The sequence below is a fragment of the Streptosporangium carneum genome, from assembly GCF_027922005.1.
In the GTDB taxonomy this organism is placed as follows: Bacteria; Actinomycetota; Actinomycetes; order Streptosporangiales; family Streptosporangiaceae; genus Streptosporangium; species Streptosporangium carneum.
Genome location: NZ_BSEV01000002.1, coordinates 282869 through 301680 on the forward strand (window position 1 = coordinate 282869; position 18812 = coordinate 301680).

Below are 18812 nucleotides of genomic sequence, written 5' to 3' on the forward strand. Positions count from 1 at the left end.
TCCGAACGAGAGGGGCCGACCCGGCCGCACACGACCGGCGTCTCCGTCCAGTCCCGGCGTCATGCCTTTCCCCCAAGACCGGGCGGGGCCGGGAAACCAGGCGGGGCCTGAAAGGCTCAGGCCACGTCGAGGTACGCGCTGGGCGGGGCCGACTCCAGCCAGGCGACGAAGCCCGTCAGGGCGCGATAGCCCATGGCGAGCTCGAACGCGTTCTGCCCGTTGCGGCACTCCAGTGCCGTCACGCCCTCGATGAACCCGTAGAACTCGTCGGAGCCGACCCTTCGGCGTCCGGAAACGACAAGGCCGCGCCTCACGATCACGTGGCGCGGCCTTGGAAGCAGACCTATGAGTGGAATCCAGTTGAGCTGGCCGTCGGCGTAGCGGGCCACACCGACCCGCCAGCCTCGCTCTCCCGACATCGGGCGCAGGCAACAGAGCACCGAGCCCCGAGACCGGGTCAGGATCAGCACACGGGAGGCGAGGAGGGCGACGAGCAGCGTCACCACGATGAGTACGTCCAGCACCACCATGTCTCCGCCCCCAACAACCGGTACTGCTCAGAAGCAGAATTTATCCGACTTCTTCGCCTGCCGCGCGCAGCCTGGCCCTGGCGCGCTTGGCTTCGACGGCGGCGTCGGCGTCCTCCTGGTTGGCCTCGATCGAGGCCTGCGCACGCTGGAGGGCGTCCTTGGCCGCGGCGACGTCCACCTCGGAGCCGAGCTCGGCCATTTCGGCCAGGATCGACACCTCGTTGTCCGCCACCGAGAGGAACCCTCCGTGGACCGCGGCGACGAGGTCGGACTCGCCACCGCCACGCTTGACCGTCAGCACGCCGCCCTCGACGAGGACGCCGAGCACGGGCGCGTGCTTAGGCATGATACCGATCTCGCCGTCAATGGTCTTGGCAATCACCATGTCGGCCTCGCCTGACCAGATCTCACGCTCCGGCGAGACGACGCCTACTCGCAGCTTCGCCACTTTCCTAAGTTCCTTTCGAACCAGGCACCGGTACGGCATGGCCGTACCGGTGCCGAAGGCGACTAGCGGGCGAGTTCCTTGGCCTTGGCGATGGCCTGCTCGATGCCACCGACCATGAAGAACGCCTGCTCGGGCAGGTGGTCGTAGTCACCGGCGCACAGGCCCTTGAACGAGGCGATCGTCTCGTCCAGCGGCACGAACTCACCAGGCTGGCCGGTGAACGCCTCGGCGGCGTACATCGGGTGCGACAGGAAGCGCTCGATGCGGCGGGCCCGGTTGACCGTGACCTTGTCCTCTTCGGAGAGCTCGTCGATGCCGAGGATCGCGATGATGTCCTGCAGTTCCTTGTACTTCTGCAGGATCCGCTTGGTCTCCTGGGCCACGCGGTAGTGCTCCTCGCCCAGGATGAGCGGGTCGAGGATCCGCGAGGTGGAGTCGAGCGGGTCCACCGCGGGGTAGATGCCCTTCTCCGAGATCGGCCGAGACAGAACGGTCTGCGCGTCGAGGTGCGCGAACGCGTTGTGCGGGGCCGGGTCGGTGATGTCGTCCGCGGGGACGTAGATCGCCTGCATCGAGGTGATCGAGTGACCGCGGGTCGAGGTGATGCGCTCCTGCAGAACGCCCATCTCGTCGGCCAGGGTCGGCTGGTAACCCACCGCGGACGGCATGCGGCCGAGCAGGGTGGAGACCTCGGAACCGGCCTGGGTGAACCGGAAGATGTTGTCGATGAACAGAAGCACGTCCTGCTTCTGCACGTCACGGAAGTACTCCGCCATGGTGAGGGCGGACAGCGCCACACGCAGACGGGTGCCCGGGGGCTCGTCCATCTGGCCGAAGACGAGGGCGGTGTCCTTGAGAACGCCGGCCTCCTCCATTTCCAGCCAGAGGTCGTTGCCCTCACGGGTGCGCTCGCCGACGCCCGCGAACACCGAGGTGCCCGAGAACTTCAGCGCGACACGGCGGATCATCTCCTGGATCAGAACGGTCTTGCCGACGCCCGCGCCGCCGAACAGACCGATCTTTCCACCCTTGACGTACGGGGTGAGCAGGTCGATGACCTTGATGCCGGTGGGCAGCATCTCGGTGCGCGACTCGAGGGTGTCGAAGGCGGGCGAGGGACGGTGGATGCCCCAGCGCTCCTCGATCTTCAGCGACGCGGTCGGCACGTCCAGGGACTGGCCCAGGGTGCTCCACACGTGGCCCTTGACGACGTCGCCGACCGGCACGGAGATGGCGGCGCCGGTGTCGGTCACCGCCGCACCGCGGGTCACGCCGTCGGTGGGCTGCATGGAGATGGCGCGGACCAGGTTGTCACCCAGGTGCTGGGCGACCTCCAGGGTCAGGGTCTTGGTCTCCCCGGCGAGGGTGACGTCGACCGTCAACGCGTTGTAGATATCGGGCATCGCCTCGACGGGGAACTCCACGTCGACGACGGGACCGGTGACCCGCGCGACGCGGCCCACGCCGGTCTCAACAGTCTGTGCAGTCATTTCACTCTTTCCCCGCTGCGGCGTCAGCCAGCGCGTTCGCGCCACCGACGATCTCGCTGATTTCCTGGGTGATCTCGGCCTGGCGAGCCTGGTTCATCTGCATGGTGAACACGCGGATGAGCTCGTTGGCGTTGTCGGTCGCCGACTTCATGGCCCGGCGACGCGAGGCGTGCTCCGAGGCGGCTGACTGGAGCAGCGCGCTGAAGATGCGCGACTCCACGTAGCGCGGCAGCAGCGAGTCGAGCACGGCGCCCGCGCTGGGCTCGAACTCGAAGTACGGCAGCGGCGTGTCCGGCTTCTCGGGGGTCTCCTCGACCACCAGCGGCAGGACGCGCTTGACCGCGACCTCCTGCGTGAGCATCGACACGAACCCGGTCGAGACGATGTGGATCTCGTCCACGCCGTCCTCGGCCGAGAAGGCCTCGATCAGCGTGTCCGCGATCTGCTTGGCGTGGGTGTACGACGGGTTGTCGGAGAACCCGTCCCACTTGCCGCCCATCTCGCGACCCCGGAAGCTGTGCCAGCCGATGCCCTTGCGGCCCACCACGAAGGGCACGGGCGTGATGCCCTTGCCCTTCAGCAGCGTGCTCAGAGCCTCGGCCTCACGCAGGATGTTGGCGTTGAAGCCACCACAGAAGCCACGGTCACTGGTGACGATGAGCACGGCCGCCTTGGTCGGCTGCTCCTTCGTCACGGTCAGCGGGTGGTCGACGCTGCTGGTGTTGCTGACGACGCCCGTGACGGCGCGGGTGATCTCGCGCTCGTACGGCACGGCCGCCTGCATCCGCTGCTGCGCCTTGACGATGCGCGACGAGGCGATGAGCTCCTGGGCGCGCGTGATCTTCGCCGTGGACCTGACCGACTTGATCCGCCGCCGCAGCAGTCTTAGCTGGGCACCCATCGGCTACTTCTTCTCAGCCGAGCGGACGTGCTTGGTGATCTTCTCCTGGCCGACCTCGTCCGCGCCGAGCGCGGCGACCGGCTCCTCGTTGACCAGCAGCTCGCCCGCGGAGGTCTCGAAGGTCTTCTTGAACTCGGTGATGGCGTCCTTGAGGGCCGTCACCGTGTCGTCGGACAGGTCCTTCGTCTCGCGAATGCTGTCGAAGATGCCCTTGTTCTCCCGGGAGAGGTAGTCCAGGAAGTCCGCCTCGAAGCGACGGATGTCCTCGACCGGGACGTCGTCGAGCTCGCCCGTGGTGCCGGCCCAGACCGAGACGACCTGCTTCTCGACCGGGAACGGGGTGTACTGGGCCTGCTTGAGCAGCTCGACCAGGCGCTGGCCGCGCTCCAGCTGAGCGCGGGAGGCCGCGTCCAGGTCGGAGGCGAAGGAGGCGAAGGCCTCCAGGTCACGGAACTGCGACAGCGACAGACGGAGCGTACCGGCGACCTTCTTCATCGCCTTGATCTGCGCCGAACCGCCGACTCGGGAGACGGAGACACCGACGTTGATGGCCGGACGCACACCCGAGTTGAACAGGTCGGTCTCGAGGAAGCACTGGCCGTCGGTGATGGAGATGACGTTGGTCGGGATGAACGCCGAGACGTCGTTGCCCTTGGTCTCGATGACCGGCAGACCGGTCATAGAGCCGGAGCCCAGGTCGGCCGACAGCTTCGCGCAGCGCTCCAGCAGACGGGAGTGCAAGTAGAAGACGTCGCCGGGGAAGGCCTCACGGCCCGGCGGGCGGCGCAGCAGCAGCGAGACGGCGCGGTAGGCGTCGGCCTGCTTGGTCAGGTCGTCGAAGACGATGAGGACGTGCTTGCCCTGGTACATCCAGTGCTGGCCGATGGCCGAACCGGTGTAGGGGGCGAGGTACTTGTAACCGGCCGGGTCGGAGGCCGGAGCGGCGACGATGGTGGTGTACTCCATCGCGCCCGCCTCCTCGAGGCGGCCCTTGACCTGGGCGATCGTGGAGCCCTTCTGACCGACCGCGACGTAGACGCAGCGAACCTGCTTGTCGGGGTCGCCGGAGAGCCAGTTCTCCCGCTGGTTGAGGATGGTGTCCACGGCGACGGCGGTCTTGCCGGTGCCACGGTCACCGATGATCAGCTGGCGCTGGCCGCGGCCGATCGGCGTCATGGCGTCAACCGCCTTGAGGCCGGTCTGCAGCGGCTCCTTCACCGGCTGGCGCTGGACCACGGACGGGGCCTGGAGCTCGAGGGCGCGCAGGCCCTCGGACTCGATGGCGCCCTTGCCGTCCATCGGAACGCCCAGCGGGTCGACCACTCGGCCGAGGAAGGCGTCGCCGACCGGCACGGACAGGACCTCACCCGTCCTGCGGACCGACTGGCCCTCCTCGATCTTGCTGAAGTCGCCCAGAACAACGACACCGATCTCCCGGACGTCCAGGTTCAGTGCCAGGCCACGCGTGCCGTCCTCGAACTCAAGCAGCTCGTTCGCCATCGCCGAGGGAAGGCCGGAGACATGGGCGATGCCGTCGCCGCAGTCGACGACGGTCCCGATCTCCTCGCGCGCGGCGCCTTCCGGCTCGTACGCCTGGACGAAGCGCTCAAGCGCGTCCCGGATCTCGTCCGGCCGGATCGTAAGCTCCGCCATCTCTCTTCAGTCTCCCTATTCGCCTAGCCGGCCAACCGGCGGCGGACTTCTTCGATTCGTCCCGCGATGGTGGTGTCGATGAGGTCGTCCCCGATCCGCACCGAGAACCCTCCGAGTACCCGCGGGTCCACCTCGACGTTCAGATGAACGTCGCGGCCGTACGAGGTGCGCAGCCACGTGGCGAGACGTCGCTTCTGCTCCTCGGAGAGCTCGACGGCACTGCGCACCACCGCGACGAGGCGCTGCCTCTGGGCGGCGACCAGGTTGCCGAACTCGTCCAGCCCTCTGTCCAGGCTACGTCCTCGTGGGTGTACCACAAGCTGCGTGACCAGGCGGAGAGTGGGGGCGGCGACCTTGCCGTCGATCAGGGAGCCGAGCAGCTCCCGTTTGGCCTGCGCGGGGACGGCGGGGTCGGCCAGGACCCGGTGCAGTTCCACGTTCGAGGCGACGATGCGCCCGAACCGGAACAGCTCGTCCTCGACGTCGTCGAGCTTGCTCTGCGCCTCGGCCTCGGCCGCGGCGGCGACGACACCGAGCCGCTCGAGGGCGTCGGCCAGGTCTCCCGAGCCGGACCACTTCACGGAGACGGCCGTGACGACCGTCTCCAGAGCGGCGTTGCTGACCTTGCCCTCCAGCAGGCCCCGTACGACCTGGGCCTTCTGGGTCGCCGGACGGGCGGGGTCGGACAGGGAACGGCGAAGCCCGTGCTCGCGGTCGAACAGGTCGGCGACCGCGAAAAGCTCGTCGGCCAGCGAGCCGAGGTCAGCGCTTCCCGCCACGGCGTTGAAGCGCTCTTCGACCTCGGCGAGCGAAGCCCTGCTCAGACCGCGCATCAGCGGACCGCCGCGCTGGTGGTCTCGATCTCCTCGAGGAACCGGTCGACGGTGCGACGCTGACGCGCCTCGTCCTCGAGGGACTCACCGACGATGCGACCTGCGAGGTCGACCGAGAGACGGCCGATCTCCGCACGGAGCTGGGCGAACGCCTGCTGGCGGTCGGCCTCGATCTGGGCGTGAGCGGCCTCGACGAGACGACGGGCCTCGGCCTGCGCCTCCTCGCGGAGCTCCGCCTTGATCTGCGCACCCTGCTCGCGAGCCTCCTCACGCAGGCGGGACGCCTCGTGACGAGCCTCGGCAAGCTGGTCCTTGTACTGCTTGAGCAGCGCCTGGGCCTCTTCCTGGGCCTCCTGCGCCTTCTGGATCCCGCCCTCGATGGCCTCGGTCCGCTCAGCCAGGGTCTTCTGGATGCGCGGGGTGAGGATCTTGCCGACGACGATGAGAACGACGAAGAACGAGAAGACGCCGACGACGAGCTCGTAGGTGTGCGGGATGAGAGGGTTGGCGCCCTCTTCCGCCGCGAGGAGCGAAGCTGCCTGAATCATTGGTGCAGCCTTCCGTCAGTGGTTTTCTGCGTCTTACTGACCGAACATGAACGGCGCGACAAGGCCGATCAGAGCCAGCGCCTCGGTGAGAACGAAGCCCAGCAGCATGTTCTGGCGGATGAGGCCGTAGGCCTCGGGCTGGCGGGCGATGGCCTGCACACCCTGACCGAAGATGATGCCGACGCCGATGCCCGGGCCGATGGCGGCAAGGCCGTAGCCGATGGAACCGAGGGAGCCGGTGACCTCAGCGAGGACGCTCATTGTCTCTTCCTTTACTGGTCGGCCAGTGGAACTTTGTCCACCGGTCTGGATATTCGAGGGTGGTCTTTAGTGTTCGGCGTGGAGCGAGTTGCCGATGTACATCGCGGCGAGCATCGCGAAGAGGAACGCCTGCAGGAACTGGATGAACATCTCGAAGCCGGTCATGGCGATCGTCATGACGACACCGACCACGCCGAGCGGAGCACCGAGCGGCGTGAGCTTCTCGAAGAGGAACCAGAAGCCGACCAGGCTGAAGAACGCCAGGATGATGTGGCCGGCGAACATGTTGGCGAACAGTCGCACCGCGTGCGTGAAGGGCGCGATGATCAGGTTCGAGAGGAACTCGATCGGGGCCAGCAGCACGTAGATCGGCTTGGGCAGCCCCGGCGGGAACATCATGTTCTTGAAGTAGCCGATCGCCCCCTGGTGCTTGATGCCCAGGTAAACCTTCAGAACGTAGATCGTGAGCGCCAGGACGATCGGGAAGGCGATGTGCGATGCGACCGGGAACTGCAGGATGGGGACGACCCCCATCAGGTTCCAGATCCAGACAAGGAAGAAGATGCTGAGCAGCAGGCCCATCCACCGGTCTGCGTCCTTGCCGAGGAACGGCCGGGCGACCTGGTCGCGGACGAACATGTAGCCCATCTCGCCGACGTTCTGCACGCCCCGCGGAACCAACTTGGGGTTGCCGAAGGCGGACCAGCAGAAGACCACGACGATGAGCGTGCTCAGGAGCGCCAGCAGTACCGGCTTCGTGAACCAGTCGACGCCGGCGATGATCGGGGGGGAGTCGAACAGTTCGAGGCCCGGAGGCGTGAACTGGTCCTCCCCGGAAGCGAGGAGCGTCAGCGTGCTCACGCGGCGTTCCCTTCAGCGTGGTAGTGGATCAAAATGGCTTCGTCAGCGAAGCGACCGCCGCCGAAGGCTAGCGACCGTACTTCCGATAGACCAGGTAGACGGCTAGAGCGACACCGAGGATCAACCCGATCGGGGTGAAGGCGACCACGCCAGTCCACCTGGACAGCAACCAGCCGGCGCCGCCGTACAGAATCATCCCGGAGAGGAGATAGCTGGGAATTGACCATGCGGCGCTGGCGAAGTCGCGGCCGTCGTCCTCGGGCCGGATTTTCTTCTCGCTCATCGCGGGCACGACGATAGCAGCCCCGGTAAGGACTAGTCATATCGGGCCGGACAGTGCCCCCGAGGATCCTACGCCTCATCGTCGCTCACCGGGACCCTGGCGGTTTGCCGCCGGGCTCGACGTAGAGCATTTTGAGCTTCATGAAGCCGCGCATCTCGCCGACGGTCCAGGCGAGGGTGCACACGATGGCAGCCCACCCGAAGGCTTTCGGCTCGAACGCGGTGGCACTCTCGAAGGCCTTGAGCAGCGCCATCACACCGAGGATCTTGATCGCGTAACCGACGACCGCGGCGGTCATCATCGCCATCGGCGAGACGCGGCTGGCGAAGGAGACGGCGACGAGGCCGACCGTGAAGAAGACGCAGACGACCAGCACGCCGATCGCCGCGCCGAGCGCGCCCTTGCCGCCGGCCATCAGGGTTGCGACGAGGACCACGACCAGACCCACCAGGGCGGTGGGTATCGCGGCTCCTTTCAGGAGGCGCACGTCGTCGGCCTGCATCGGCACTCCAAGTAACTGTTATCAAGCGAGCGATTGCTACCTTACAGAGCTCGACCAACCGAGCCCCTGCTAGTGAAAGCTATCACAAGCTCATGGAAGAGCGCCTTTACCTGCCATTTCAAGTAAACGATCAAGAAGTTTCCGGGGAGGCGCTCAACGGAGCGTCTCAGGATCCGAGAACCCCGGGCTGGGAGCGGTGAGTGACAGGTCGGGCAGCGCGGAGAGCACGCTCGTGTTCTCCCCCGAAGGGGAACGGGGACCGGGCGCCTGGGGCGCGCCCGGCGCCTGCTGCGGACCTGGACCCCACGCCGGACCTGGAGCCTGCGTCGGAGAGGGGGCCCGCGTCGGAGCGGGCGAGAACCACTCGGAGGTGTTCTGCCCCTCGGGGCGGGAGTGACGCCCCGCGGCGTGCGCTCCCCCGTCGCCGTCACCGCCGCCGTCGCCGCCGGTGCCACCGCCGCCGCCTCTGCGCGCGCGCCAACGCGGCAGCGCCATCATCACCAGGACCACGACGGCCAGCAGGAAGGTCAGCGGGAACAACACGAGCGGGACGCCCTCGAAGGACATCGCCACCACCGCGAAGGCGAACAGGAACGTCCAGGCGTACATGATCAGCACGGTGCGCCGGTGCGAGTGGCCGATGTCCAGCAGTCTGTGGTGCAGATGGCCCCGGTCGGGCGCGAAGGGCGAAAGGCCGTTCGAGGTGCGCCTGATCACCGCCATGATCAGGTCGAGCAGCGGCAGCACCAGGATGGCGACCGGCACCAGCAGCGGGAGGACCACCGGGAAGCGGTTGATGGTGGTCGAGTCGAGCGGGGTGATGGTGATCATCGTGGAGGCCAGCACCAGGCCGATCAGCATCGCCCCGGTGTCACCCATGAAGATCTTCGCCGGATGGAAGTTGTGCGGCAGGAACCCCAGGCACACCCCGATGAGCACCGAGGTGACGACGGCCGTGACGTTGATGCTGGTGTTGCCGTAGTCCTTGGAGAGGGCGACGGAGTAGGTCCAGGTGGCCATCGCGGCGATGCCGACGATCCCTGCGGCCAGCCCGTCGAGCCCGTCGACGAAGTTCACGGCGTTGATCATGACGACCACGACGAGGATCGTTATCAGCGGGCTGAGCGTGGAGTCGAGACTGGTCTGCCCGCCCAGCGAGGTGGGCAGCGGAAGCCACGGCAGGCTGACGCCGAACGCCACCAGGATGCCCGCGGCGCCGATCTGCCCGGCCAGCTTGACCAGGGCGCTCATCCCCCACCAGTCGTCCAGGAAGCCGGTGACCGTGATCAGGCCGCCCGCCGCGATCAGCGCGATCGCGGTGTTGCCCTCGGCCAGCTTGCCTCCGGCGTACGGCAGATGGCTGGCGATCAGCAGGCCCGCGACGAGCCCGCCGTACATGGCCAGGCCGCCTAGTCGGGGGGTTGGAATGGTGTGCACGTCCCGGTCGCGGACCTCCGGCATCGCGCCGATGCGGATGGCGAACACGCGCACCAGCGGAACCAGGAGGTATGTCGCCGCCGCCGCGACCAGTGCCATGAGAAGGTATTCGCGCACGGACCTAGTTTCGCTGATAGTCCGGCCTTCTGTGACCGGAAAACCTGCCAGAACACCTCATAGTTCCCTGGGATATATCTGATGAGCTCGCGCGAGCTCCCTCGCCCGCACCCTGGTTTCCTCCACTGCGTCGGGGTTGCGGATGACCTGCGCCACCATCGAGGCCACCTCTTTCATCTCCTCGCCCCCCATCCCCTGCGTCGTGACGCAGGGGGTTCCCACGCGGATCCCCGACGTCACCGTGGGCGGCTCGGGATCGTAGGGGATGGCGTTGCGGTTGAGCGTGATGCCCGCCGAGGCGCACCGGTGCTCCGCGACCGCGCCCGAGATCCCCGTGTCCCGCAGGTCGACCAGGGCCAGGTGGCTGTCGGTCCCCCCTGAGACGGGACGCATGCCCTCGGCCGCCAGACCGTCGGCCAGCACCTGGGCGTTGGCCACCACCTGCCGGGCGTACTCGGCGAACTCCGGTCTGAGCGCCTCGCCGAACGCCACCGCCTTCGCCGCGACCGCGTGCATGAGCGGGCCGCCCTGGATGAAGGGGAAGACAGCCCGGTCGATCTTGTCCGCCAGCTCCTCCGTGCACATGATGCCGCCGCCCCTCGGGCCGCGCAGCGCCTTGTGCGTGGTGAAGGTCACCACGTCGGCGTACGGCACGGCCGACGGCAGCGCTCTTCCCGCCATCAGCCCGACGGTGTGCGCGATGTCGGCCAGCAGCCAGGCCCCCACCTCGTCGGCGATGCCCCGGAAGGCGGCGAAGTCGATCTGCCGGGGATACGCCGTCGCGCCACAGATGATCATTTTGGGCTGGTGGCGCAGCGCCAGCTCCCTGACCTCGTCGTAGTCGATCAGCTCGGTGTCCCTGCGCACGCCGTACGCCACGACGCCGAACCACCGCCCGGAGAAGTTGACCTTGGAGCCGTGGGTGAGGTGGCCGCCGTGGGGCAGCGCCATGGCGAGCACGGTGTCACCGGGCTGGAGCAGCGCCGCGTAGGCGGCCAGGTTGGCCGAGGCGCCCGAATGGGGCTGCACGTTGACGTGTTCGGCGCCGAAGAGACGTCTGGCCCGGTCGATGGCGAGCCGCTCCGCCCTGTCGACGACCTCGCAGCCCGCGTAGTAGCGCCTGCCGGGATATCCCTCGGCGTACTTGTTGGTCAGCGTCGATCCGAGCGCGGCGAGCACGGCGGGTGAGGCGAAGTTCTCGCTGGCGATGAGCTGGATGCCGTCGCAGAGCCGGTCGAGCTCGTCTGTGAGGATCTGCGCGATCTCGGGATCCTGCCGCTGCAGGAGACCGAAGTCGGGTCCGTAGTACGGCTCAGCACCCATGACTCACATCCCGGGGATGACGACTCACCCCACTGTATGCCCGCCCGTCGCCGTTTTCCCACGCCAGGGGCGCGTTTCCCGGAGCGGAGAGGTGTTCCTTCCGCCCCGGGACGCCTGCCTGTCAGGGATTTCAGGAGGACGTCGTCACGAGAACGCGTGCGGCGCCCCCGCGTTGACGGGCACCCATCTCGGGGTGTCGGCCGCCTGGTCGCTGATGGAGGTGAGGATCGCCTGCCGGTAGAGGCCGAGACGGGAGCGCCACTCGGCCATCTCCTCCACGTAACGCCCCGAGACCGGGGCGTCCCAGACATCCTTGCTCCTGGCCAGCTGGTAGGCCTTGTCCAGGCTCGCGGTCAGGGTGTCCAGCGCGGGAAGCACCTGCCGCCACATCAGGACCAGTCGCTGGTAGTCGGGGTTGAACTCCCAGGAGACGGCCGTGTCCGGAGTGGGCAGGCCGGGCGCTCCCGAGACGGGAGGCGTCTCCCCCGGCTGCAACGGCTGCGGTGCGGGCGGATCCACGAACATCACAGGCTCCTCACACTCACTTCACACCCGACTGCCCGGCGCCGGGAGACGGTTTCGGCAGCAGCGGAGCCGTCGAGTCGACGTCGGCCGCCTCGCCGTCCGACTCGATCTCCTCCGTCCAGGCGTCCTCGCCCCAGTCCCCGTCGTAGGCCTGATCGTCCGGCGTGTCCAGCGGCTCGACGTCGGTCACGTCGTCGGCGGACGTTTTGAGCGCGTCCGGGTCCGGCTGCTCCGCCTTCGCCGAGACGACGTCGTCTCCGTCGGCCGCCCACTGCGTGAGAACGCCCTCGGCCGTACCGGTCGGGTGCGCGCCCTTCGAGCCGCCCTTGGAGTCGGCGTCGCCCTTGGAGTCCGGCCCGGCCTTCGAGCCGTCGGAGCCCGAGTGCCCGTCCCTGGGAGAACGCTCATCTCCCTTTGAACCGGCGTCGCCCTTGGAGTCGGCTCCGCCCTTCGACCCGTCGGAGGCCGAGTCTCCGTCTCTCGGAGAGGTCTCGTCACCCTTGGAGTCCGGCGTGCCCTTCGACCCGTCGGAGCCCGAGTGCCCGTCCCCCGGAGAGGTCTCGTCACCCTTGGAGTCCGGCGTGCCCTTCGACCCGTCGGAGCCCGAGTGCCCGTCCCCCGGAGAGGTCTCGTCACCCTTGGAACCGGTGTCGCCCTTGGAGTCCGGCCCGTTCTTCGAGGAGGAGTCCTCTCTCGGTCCCTCGGAGGCCGAGTGTCCGTCCCTCGGAGAGCGCTCGTCGCCCTTGGAGTCCGTGTCGCCCTTGAGGTCGGCGTCGCCCTTGAGATCGGCTCCGGTCGGGTGCGCGCCCTTCGTGTCGGGCTCTCCGGTGTCCAACGGCACATTGTCGAAGTAGGGACTCATGCCCTGCGTGCTCGACTCCCCGCCCGCGCCCTTGGAGTCCGCCCCGGTTGGGTGCGCGCCCTTCGTGTCGGGCTCCCCCGTGTCCAACGGCACATTGTCGAAGTAAGGGCTCATGCCCTGCGTGCTCGACTCCCCGCCCGCGCCCTTGGGCTGGGGCGACTGGTCGAGGGCGGGATCGGCGTTGTCGGGGGTCGGCAGGACGGGCCCGGCCGACTTCGGCGCTTCGCTCTTCGGTGTTTCGGTCTTCGGCGGCTCGGTCGCCTCGACCTGGCCTGGATTGTGGGAGTCCGCGCCTGTGGCGTCCGAGGTGCCGTCGATCGCGGGCGAGTCCAGCGGCGGGATCTCCTCGATGTTCTTCAGCAGCTCACCCACCTCCGCCGCCGTCGGCGAGTCGAGCGGGATCTGCAGCACCTTCGTCCCCTCGACGTCCACGACCTGCGGCTTGTGCGCACCGGTCTGGTCGACGTCGTCGGGGTGGTTCTTCTGCGGAGTGTCGATTATCTCGACCTTTCCGTCGGTCCTGGGGGAACGTTCGTCTCCCTTGGAACCGGTGTCGCCCTTGGAGTCAGGGCCGCCCTTCGAGGAGGAGTCGTCCTTCGGCCCGTCGGAGCCCGAGTGCCCGTCCCGGGGAGAGCGCTCATCACCCTTCGAACCGGCATCCCCCTTGGAACCGCCGTCTCCCCTGGAGTCCGGCTTCTCCTTCGAGGAGGGATCGTCCTTCGACCCGTCAGAGCCCGACCCCCCGTCCCTGGGAGAACGCTCATCACCCTTCGAACCGCCGTCTCCCTTGGAATCCGGCTTCTCCTTCGGGTCTGGCTTCTCCTTCGGAGGGGAGTCGTCCTTCGACCCGTCGGAGCCCGAGTGCCCGTCCCTGGGAGAACGCTCATCACCCTTCGAACCGGCATCCCCCTTGGAACCGCCGTCTCCCCTGGAGTCCGGCTTCTCCTTCGGGTCTGGCTTCTCCTTCGAAGAGGAGTCGTCCCTCGGGGAGGTCTCGTCGCCCTTGGAGCCGCCGTCCGGCTTCGCGTCGGGCTTGGGGTCTGATCCGGTCCCGTGCTTGGAATCGGGTTGCGAGTGGGGCTTCTGGTCGTCTCTGGGGGCGTTGTCCGCCGGCTGGTCCCCGGCCTGGTGTCCGTTTTCGGGCCGTACGGCGGGCTTGAGGTCTTCGGACTTGGGGGTGTCCGGCTTCGCCTCCTTGCCCTTCGACTCTCCGGTGTCCGCGCCCTCTTTCGGGGTCTCGGCCTTCGGGGCCTCCGGCTTCTCGGCCTTGGGAGTCTCTCCTCGCTCGTCCGAGACCTTCGACCGCTCCGCTCCGTGGTCGCCGCTCCCCTGGCCGCCCGTCTTGCTGTCTCCGGCCGCCGGTCCCGCCGAGGATCCGCCCTCCTGCTTGACCTTCTTCTCCAGGAGCTCGACCCGGGTGGAGACGTCGCGAACCATCCCCTCGCAGGCGTCCGCGATCTGGGAAGGCCGATGGGCGGACTGCGAGGGCAGGCCCGCCGCGCTCAGTATGCGGGCGACCTTGCCCTCCGTGTCCCGCATGCGCTCGGCTGCCTGTCGCACCTCGGACAGCAGATCACGGACCAGCTTGGGGTCCATTCCGTCCAACTTGCCCATGGAGGTCTCCCGGATGTGTCGGCCACCTCAAGGTACCGGCGGGACAGCCCGGCGTCACGATGATAATCAGACGATATGGATCACGATATGAGCTGTGGATCCGCTGCTCAGTCGTCGGAGGCGGAGTCCGAGTCCGTCGCCACGTAGCCGACCACGCCGCGGATCTTCTCCACCGAGATGACTCCCCTGCGCAGCAGCCGGGGCACCGCCGTGGTGAGGTCGAGGATCGTGGAGGGGACGTTGCCCGCGGTCGGGCCGCCGTCGAGATAGACCCCGACGGAGTCGCCCAGCTGCTCCTCGGCCTCGGCGGCTGTGGTGGCGGCGGGGGCTCCGGAGCGGTTGGCGCTGGAGACGGCCAGCGGGCCGGTCTGCTTGAGGAGCTCGAGGGCGAGCGGGTGCAGCGGCATCCGGAGGGCGACGGTGCCCTTCGCGTCGCCCAGGTCCCATGACAGCGACCGGTTGACGCGGCAGATCAGGGTGAGCGGCCCCGGCCAGAAGGCGTCGATGAGGTCCTGGCCGTAGGGGCCGAGGTTCTCGACCAGGGCGGTGGCCGCGCGCACGGTCCCGACCAGCACCGGCGGGGGCTTGTCACGCCCGCGCCCCTTGGCGTCCAGCAGCGCCGTGACGGCGGGCGGGATGAAGGCGTCGACGCCGACCCCGTAGACGGTGTCGGTGGGGAAGACCACGAGCTCGTACTTCGGTATGGCTATAAGGGCGTCGGCCAGACCTGCTTCTCGCTGCTCGGGGTCTGCGCAGTCATAACGTCGGCTCACGGCATGCCATCCTATTCCTGGCCGAAACGGGCGGTGACGAAGCGATCCCTGCGGGTGAGGTCCTGGCGGCTGCGGACGTCACGCCAGCCGTTGTCCTCAGGGAAGATCAGGTAGACCGGCGTGCCCTGCTCGTCCGCGTGCTCGACCGCGACGAAACCGCCTGGGCGCAGCAGCCGCCTGGCCGTCCGCTCGACCGCCCTGACCTCGTCGAGGCCGTCGCTGCCCGAGCCGTACAGCGCGCGGCGCGGATCGTAGTCGCGCACCTCGGGGTCGCGGGGAATCGCGCCGGGCGGGATGTAGGGCGGGTTGGAGATGACCAGGTCGACCTGGCCGTTGAGCTCGGGAAGGGCGTCCGCCAGGTCCTCGGGGTGCAGGTGGACACGCCCCTGACCGTGCTCCAGGATGTTGCGCTTGGCCCAGCGGTAGGCGTCCGGGTCGACCTCGACGGCGTGCACCGTGGCCAGCGCGATCTCCTGGGCGATGGACAGCGCGATGGCGCCCGATCCGGTGCCGAGGTCGACGACGACCGGCGAGGCGACGTCCATCTCCCGCAGGCGCTCGATGGCCCAGCCCGCCACGACCTCGGTCTCCGGGCGCGGCACGAACACCCCGGGCCCGACCTCGAGGGACAGGTAGCGGAAGTAGGCGCGTCCGGTGATGTGCTGGAGCGGCTCGCGGGCCTCGCGCCGCGCGATGCCCTCCCAGAACAGCGCGTCGAACTCCGAGTCCGTCACGTTGTGCAGCTCGCTGCGCCGTACTCCGTGGACGAACGCGGCGATCTCCTCGGCGTCCGTGCGCGGCGACGGCACACCTGCCTCGGCGAGCCGGGCGGTGGCGAGGGCGATCTCGTCCAGCAGAAAGGTCATGGGCGCGTTCTATGCGTGCTCTGCGAGCTTCTCCGCCATCTCGGCGTCGAGCAGCGACTGGATGACGGCCGTGAGGTCGCCGTCCAGCACCTGGTCGAGGTTGTAGGCCTTGAAGCCGACGCGGTGGTCGGAGATGCGGTTCTCGGGGAAGTTGTAGGTGCGGATGCGCTCTGAGCGGTCGACGGTCCTGATCTGGGACTTGCGCTCGGCCATGGCGGCGGCGTTGGCCTCCTCCTCCGCGATGGCCTGGAGGCGGGCGCGCAGGATGCGCATGGCCGACTCCTTGTTCTGGAGCTGGCTCTTCTCGTTCTGGCAGGAGGCGACCACGCCGGTCGGAAGGTGCGTGATCCGCACGGCCGAGTCGGTGGTGTTGACGCTCTGCCCGCCGGGGCCGCTGGACCGGTAGACGTCGATGCGGAGGTCGTTCGGGTCGACCTGCACGTCGACCTCCTCGGCCTCCGGGTAGACCAGGACGCCCGCCGCGCTGGTGTGGATGCGCCCCTGCGACTCGGTGACCGGCACGCGCTGGACCCGGTGCACACCGCCCTCGAACTTCAGCTTCGACCACACGCCGTCGTCGCCCCTGGCCTTGACCGCGACGGTGACGTCCTTGTAGCCGCCCAGATCGGAGTGGGTGGCGTCGATCAGCTCGGTCTTCCAGCCGACCCGCTCGGCGTAGCGGAGGTACATCCGCAGGAGGTCTCCGGCGAACAGCGCCGACTCCTCGCCGCCCTCACCCGCCTTGATCTCCATGATGATGTCCTTGTCATCGTTGGGATCACGCGGGATCAGCAGATGCCTGAGCTTCTCCTCGAGCTCGGGGACGCGGGCCTCGAGCTCCTTGGCCTCCTCGGCGAACGCCTCGTCCTCCGACGCCAGCTCCTTGGCGGTGCCCAGGTCGTTCTGGACGCCCTCGAGCTCCCGATAGGTGTTGACGATCGGGGTCAGCTCGGCGTAGCGCCTGCCGAACGTGCGCGCCTGCGTGGGGTTGGCGTGCACGGTGGGATCGGCGAGCTTGAGTTCCAGCTCGGCATACTCACTGAGCAGCTCGTCGAGATTCACCGTGCGTCCTTTCGAAGTCTTGCGGGTCCTGCCTAATCACCACGAACGCCGACCCGGGGCACCCCCTGCGGAACGAGGGGGATTCCGAGCCGGCGTCGGGGGTGCGAGCTACTGGCCCGTGGACTTCTTGCCGAAGCGCTTCTCGAAGCGCGCCACCCGGCCGCCGGTGTCCAGGATCTTCTGCTTGCCCGTGTAGAACGGGTGGCAGGCGGAGCACACGTCGGCGTGGATCGTGCCGTTCTTGGCGGTGCTGCGGGTGGTGAAGGTGTTACCACAGGTGCAGGTCACCTCGGTGGTGACGTACTCCGGGTGAATGTCGGGCTTCATGTCCTTCAGTTCCTCTCCAAAGCGCGGTCGCCGGGTCGCCACTGTCTCTCGCCTGTGAGGCTTGCGCGCTGTAGCACACCAGGGTGCGCGCGGGCGGGAACCGGAACCGCTGCGGTTCGGCTACCAGTGTGCCAGATGCTCCAACCACCCCAGGCCACGGGACATTCCCCGCACCCGATGACCTGGTTTCGGTGGACGAGACACATCTGTACCACTAGGCTCCGGTGCCCAAACCGTAACTTTTACCATTATTTTTACCTCAGTTAGGGGACCAATGATGAGGAACGGAATGCGGTTGCTTCTTGCGACCGCAACGGGGGCCGCCGTCTTCGCCAGTGGTACGGCGACAGCTTTCGCCTCCCAGTCCACCTTCTCCAAAGCCGCCGCGGCCGACCCCAAATGCTCGGGTTCGGCCGAGTTCACCAAGGTTGAATGGACCGAGGCGTTCGTCCCGCTGAAGGACAACAACGAGGTCACCGTCACCGCCACGCTCAAAAACCCTTTCAAGAAGGGCGCCGACGGCAAGTGGGTGAAGGAAGACGGCAAGGCTGTACGTGACATCACCGGCCTCAGCGGAGAAATCGTCAAGGCTGGGGCGACGACCGGCACGAAGGTCGACCTCGACCTTCCCGCCGTTCCCGCCATCACCGCGGACAACGAGCAGGCGGTCGCCCTCGGTGAGGCCAAGGTCACCGGCAAGTTCACCATCGGCAAGGACGACAAGGACGGGAAGTGGACGCTCAAGCTGAGCCCCGTCCGCAACACCACCGCCCAGCCCTGTGTCGAGGAGATCGCGGTTGACCCGCAGGTCAAGTTCGTCAGCGCCGCGGTGACCGACCCGGTCGTCATCACGGCGGGCGAGGACACCAAGGTCGCCGTCAAGGCGAACATCCTCGGCGCCTCCTCCGTCTCCGCGCGGCTCTACAGCAACGACGGCAACGACTCCGTCGACCTCACGCTCTCCAAGGGCAACAACGCCAACTCCTGGTACGAGGACACCTGGTTCGACAGCGACTTCACCACCGGGAGCTGGACGCTGGAACTGACCGCCACGCGCGGCAAGGAGAGCATCAAGTACGAGAAGGCCGACACCTTCAGCGTTCAGGCCGGCAAGTCCAAGTCGAAGAAGGCCAAGTCGAAGGTCTCGTTCGACGTGAGCGCGAACAAGGTCAAGAAGGGCAAGTCGATCCGCCTGTTCGGCACCGCCTACCGGAGCAGCTCCGCCTACTCCGGCAAGATGGTCGAGCTCTACTACAAGAAGAAGGGCACTTCCGGCTGGAAGTTCCTCTCCTTCTCGAAGGCGAACAGCAAGGGCAAGTTCAGCAAGGTCGTCAAGCCGAAGTTCGACGCCTACTGGCGCGCCGTCGTCCCGGGCACCAGCAAGACCTACGGGGCCACCTCGGGCGCCGAGTTCGTGGACGTGCGCTGAACGACCTGACGTGAGCGGAGTCGCGACCCTCACCAAGGCGAGAGCAGCACCACCACACAGCACCACAGCCGCCGCACCACAGGGCGGAACCGCGTGTGCGACTCGCGTCCCCAACCCCGGGCGCAAGCCGTACAGGCGGTGAACAGCAGGACCCGGGACGGCTCCGG

Annotated in this window: 20 protein-coding genes; 1 reads left to right on the forward strand and 19 read right to left on the reverse strand. The window is 67.8% G+C overall.

Translation table 11 applies throughout. From position 1 onward, the window contains the following. Positions 1 to 116: 116 nt before the first annotated feature. The 19 genes from PKF00_RS07345 to rpmE form a co-directional block, all read right to left on the reverse strand. Entirely contained in the window at positions 117 to 530 is a 414-nt protein-coding gene (locus tag PKF00_RS07345; RefSeq protein ID WP_271216609.1) for a DUF2550 domain-containing protein, read from the reverse strand. Between the two features lie 40 nt (positions 531 to 570). Further along, entirely contained in the window at positions 571 to 978 is a 408-nt protein-coding gene (locus tag PKF00_RS07350; RefSeq protein ID WP_271216610.1) for a F0F1 ATP synthase subunit epsilon, read from the reverse strand. A 62-nt stretch (positions 979 to 1040) separates the two neighbouring features. Beyond that, entirely contained in the window at positions 1041 to 2468 is a 1428-nt protein-coding gene (gene atpD, locus PKF00_RS07355; RefSeq protein WP_271216611.1) for a F0F1 ATP synthase subunit beta, read from the reverse strand. Position 2469: 1 nt separating this feature from the next. Continuing rightward, positions 2470 to 3369, reverse strand: coding sequence for a F0F1 ATP synthase subunit gamma (locus tag PKF00_RS07360; RefSeq protein WP_271216612.1), 900 nt, complete (start codon positions 3367 to 3369; stop codon positions 2470 to 2472). A 3-nt stretch (positions 3370 to 3372) separates the two neighbouring features. Then, positions 3373 to 5022 carry a F0F1 ATP synthase subunit alpha gene (atpA, locus tag PKF00_RS07365; RefSeq protein WP_271216613.1) on the reverse strand — a complete coding sequence of 550 codons (1650 nt, stop codon included), beginning with the start codon at positions 5020 to 5022 and terminating at the stop codon, positions 3373 to 3375. 23 nt (positions 5023 to 5045) lie between these two features. Beyond that, positions 5046 to 5855 (reverse strand): F0F1 ATP synthase subunit delta, encoded by an 810-nt coding sequence (locus PKF00_RS07370; protein WP_271216614.1) that lies wholly within the window; start codon positions 5853 to 5855, stop codon positions 5046 to 5048. Beyond that, positions 5855 to 6403: a F0F1 ATP synthase subunit B gene (locus tag PKF00_RS07375; protein WP_271216615.1), complete on the reverse strand. Its 549-nt coding sequence runs from the start codon at positions 6401 to 6403 to the stop codon at positions 5855 to 5857. The genes PKF00_RS07370 and PKF00_RS07375 overlap by 1 nt, the downstream gene beginning before the upstream one ends. 33 nt (positions 6404 to 6436) lie before the next feature. Continuing rightward, positions 6437 to 6664: an ATP synthase F0 subunit C gene (atpE, locus tag PKF00_RS07380; protein ID WP_155347320.1), complete on the reverse strand. Its 228-nt coding sequence runs from the start codon at positions 6662 to 6664 to the stop codon at positions 6437 to 6439. Between the two features lie 66 nt (positions 6665 to 6730). Then, the gene (atpB, locus tag PKF00_RS07385; protein WP_271216616.1) at positions 6731 to 7525 is read right to left on the reverse strand and encodes a F0F1 ATP synthase subunit A; all 795 of its coding nucleotides are present in this window, start codon (positions 7523 to 7525) and stop codon (positions 6731 to 6733) included. Between the two features lie 67 nt (positions 7526 to 7592). After that, complete coding sequence (locus tag PKF00_RS07390; RefSeq protein ID WP_271216617.1) at positions 7593 to 7808, reverse strand: AtpZ/AtpI family protein; 216 nt, start codon at positions 7806 to 7808, stop codon at positions 7593 to 7595. A gap of 85 nt (positions 7809 to 7893) precedes the next feature. Next, on the reverse strand, positions 7894 to 8310 hold the full coding sequence (locus PKF00_RS07395; RefSeq protein WP_271216618.1) for a Cg1360 family ATP-synthase-associated protein: 417 nt from the start codon (positions 8308 to 8310) through the stop codon (positions 7894 to 7896). A 153-nt stretch (positions 8311 to 8463) separates the two neighbouring features. After that, positions 8464 to 9864 (reverse strand): MraY family glycosyltransferase, encoded by a 1401-nt coding sequence (locus PKF00_RS07400; RefSeq protein ID WP_271216619.1) that lies wholly within the window; start codon positions 9862 to 9864, stop codon positions 8464 to 8466. Positions 9865 to 9921: 57 nt separating this feature from the next. Further along, positions 9922 to 11187, reverse strand: a complete 1266-nt coding sequence (glyA, locus tag PKF00_RS07405) for a serine hydroxymethyltransferase (protein ID WP_271216620.1) — start codon at positions 11185 to 11187, stop codon at positions 9922 to 9924. Between the two features lie 144 nt (positions 11188 to 11331). Further along, positions 11332 to 11712, reverse strand: a complete 381-nt coding sequence (locus tag PKF00_RS07410; protein WP_271216621.1) for a frataxin family protein — start codon at positions 11710 to 11712, stop codon at positions 11332 to 11334. 16 nt (positions 11713 to 11728) lie between these two features. Further along, the gene (locus tag PKF00_RS07415; protein ID WP_271216622.1) at positions 11729 to 14188 is read right to left on the reverse strand and encodes a hypothetical protein; all 2460 of its coding nucleotides are present in this window, start codon (positions 14186 to 14188) and stop codon (positions 11729 to 11731) included. A gap of 107 nt (positions 14189 to 14295) precedes the next feature. Next, a complete protein-coding gene (locus tag PKF00_RS07420) occupies positions 14296 to 14961 on the reverse strand; it encodes an L-threonylcarbamoyladenylate synthase (protein WP_271216623.1) in 666 nt (221 codons plus the stop codon). A gap of 11 nt (positions 14962 to 14972) precedes the next feature. Beyond that, the gene (prmC, locus tag PKF00_RS07425; protein ID WP_271216624.1) at positions 14973 to 15827 is read right to left on the reverse strand and encodes a peptide chain release factor N(5)-glutamine methyltransferase; all 855 of its coding nucleotides are present in this window, start codon (positions 15825 to 15827) and stop codon (positions 14973 to 14975) included. Between the two features lie 9 nt (positions 15828 to 15836). Next, a complete protein-coding gene (prfA, locus tag PKF00_RS07430; protein ID WP_271216625.1) occupies positions 15837 to 16889 on the reverse strand; it encodes a peptide chain release factor 1 in 1053 nt (350 codons plus the stop codon). 108 nt (positions 16890 to 16997) lie between these two features. Next, on the reverse strand, positions 16998 to 17216 hold the full coding sequence (rpmE, locus tag PKF00_RS07435) for a 50S ribosomal protein L31 (RefSeq protein ID WP_271216626.1): 219 nt from the start codon (positions 17214 to 17216) through the stop codon (positions 16998 to 17000). A 289-nt stretch (positions 17217 to 17505) separates the two neighbouring features. On the opposite strand from rpmE, the gene PKF00_RS07440 reads away from it, so the two are divergent. Then, positions 17506 to 18645 (forward strand): COG1361 family protein, encoded by a 1140-nt coding sequence (locus PKF00_RS07440; RefSeq protein ID WP_271216627.1) that lies wholly within the window; start codon positions 17506 to 17508, stop codon positions 18643 to 18645. Positions 18646 to 18812 lie beyond the last annotated feature (167 nt).

Bases quoted from the DNA above. Each gene is read 5' to 3' on its own strand.
- atpE (WP_155347320.1), bottom strand. From the start codon at position 6,664: ATGAGCGTCCTCGCTGAGGTCACCGGCTCCCTCGGTTCCATCGGCTAC.
- PKF00_RS07360 (WP_271216612.1), bottom strand. From the start codon at position 3,369: ATGGGTGCCCAGCTAAGACTGCTGCGGCGGCGGATCAAGTCGGTCAGG.
- rpmE (WP_271216626.1), bottom strand. From the start codon at position 17,216: ATGAAGCCCGACATTCACCCGGAGTACGTCACCACCGAGGTGACCTGC.
- atpA (WP_271216613.1), bottom strand. From the start codon at position 5,022: ATGGCGGAGCTTACGATCCGGCCGGACGAGATCCGGGACGCGCTTGAG.
- PKF00_RS07375 (WP_271216615.1), bottom strand. From the start codon at position 6,403: ATGATTCAGGCAGCTTCGCTCCTCGCGGCGGAAGAGGGCGCCAACCCT.
- glyA (WP_271216620.1), bottom strand. From the start codon at position 11,187: ATGGGTGCTGAGCCGTACTACGGACCCGACTTCGGTCTCCTGCAGCGG.
- PKF00_RS07345 (WP_271216609.1), bottom strand. From the start codon at position 530: ATGGTGGTGCTGGACGTACTCATCGTGGTGACGCTGCTCGTCGCCCTC.
- PKF00_RS07390 (WP_271216617.1), bottom strand. From the start codon at position 7,808: ATGAGCGAGAAGAAAATCCGGCCCGAGGACGACGGCCGCGACTTCGCC.
- PKF00_RS07410 (WP_271216621.1), bottom strand. From the start codon at position 11,712: ATGTTCGTGGATCCGCCCGCACCGCAGCCGTTGCAGCCGGGGGAGACG.
- PKF00_RS07415 (WP_271216622.1), bottom strand. From the start codon at position 14,188: ATGGGCAAGTTGGACGGAATGGACCCCAAGCTGGTCCGTGATCTGCTG.
- PKF00_RS07395 (WP_271216618.1), bottom strand. From the start codon at position 8,310: ATGCAGGCCGACGACGTGCGCCTCCTGAAAGGAGCCGCGATACCCACC.
- PKF00_RS07440 (WP_271216627.1), top strand. From the start codon at position 17,506: ATGCGGTTGCTTCTTGCGACCGCAACGGGGGCCGCCGTCTTCGCCAGT.
- atpD (WP_271216611.1), bottom strand. From the start codon at position 2,468: ATGACTGCACAGACTGTTGAGACCGGCGTGGGCCGCGTCGCGCGGGTC.
- prmC (WP_271216624.1), bottom strand. From the start codon at position 15,827: ATGACCTTTCTGCTGGACGAGATCGCCCTCGCCACCGCCCGGCTCGCC.
- PKF00_RS07370 (WP_271216614.1), bottom strand. From the start codon at position 5,855: ATGCGCGGTCTGAGCAGGGCTTCGCTCGCCGAGGTCGAAGAGCGCTTC.